Source organism: Marinobacter sp. C7 (genome assembly GCF_022343555.1).
Classification (GTDB): Bacteria; Pseudomonadota; Gammaproteobacteria; order Pseudomonadales; family Oleiphilaceae; genus Marinobacter.
Genome location: NZ_JAKQZH010000044.1, coordinates 1 through 648, shown reverse-complemented (window position 1 = coordinate 648; position 648 = coordinate 1). Strand labels below are relative to the sequence as shown.

Annotated in this window: 1 protein-coding gene; it reads right to left on the bottom strand. The window is 64.7% G+C overall.

Features of this window, described 5'->3' with window-relative positions; all coding sequences use genetic code 11:
• Positions 1-302: 302 nt before the first annotated feature.
• Positions 303-648, bottom strand: a 346-nt coding sequence (locus MD273_RS18610) for a ThiF family adenylyltransferase (protein ID WP_239039267.1), incomplete at its 5' end; no start/stop codon positions are given.

Below are 648 nucleotides of genomic sequence, written 5' to 3'. Positions count from 1 at the left end.
GGCGGCAATCATTCGCCGATCACCCAGGCACCGAAACTGAAGCAGATCCTGAAGGAAACGGAAGGGCCGGTGCTCGCCTTCTGCGCATCGGGGGGACGCTGCGCCAACCTCTACCAGCTCGCCCTCCAGGCCGGATGACCGATCAGCCCAGCCTGCTCACAAAGCCGAAGACGCTTGGGCTATGCCGCTTAAGCCGTTGATAAGGCATAATCTTGTTCACACGCACGTCACGGCAGCCTGGATCCTCGGGTCAAGCCCGAGGATGACACCGGTGGGGGCCGGGTTTTCCAGCAAGCCGAGGCTCAGCCCTTGCGGGCGTAGGCGATTGTGTCGAAGCGGGCTCCAAGCCCGTCATAGAGCAACAGGCGGCCGATGAGCGGCGCGCCGGCGCCGGTGACGAGTTTTACCGCCTCCATTGCCATCAGCGTGCCGATGACACCGGTGACGGGGCCGATGACCCCGGCCTCGGCGCAGGAGGGCACGAGGCCTGCCGGCGGCGCCTTGGGATAAAGATCGCGGTAGCGTGGATTGGGTTTGCCGCTGTCATCCATGGCATAGGGTTTCAGCACCGTCAGCGAACCATCGAAGCGGCCGACCGCACCGGTAACCAGCGGGATTTCGGCATGTTCGGCCGCATCGGCGGCCAGA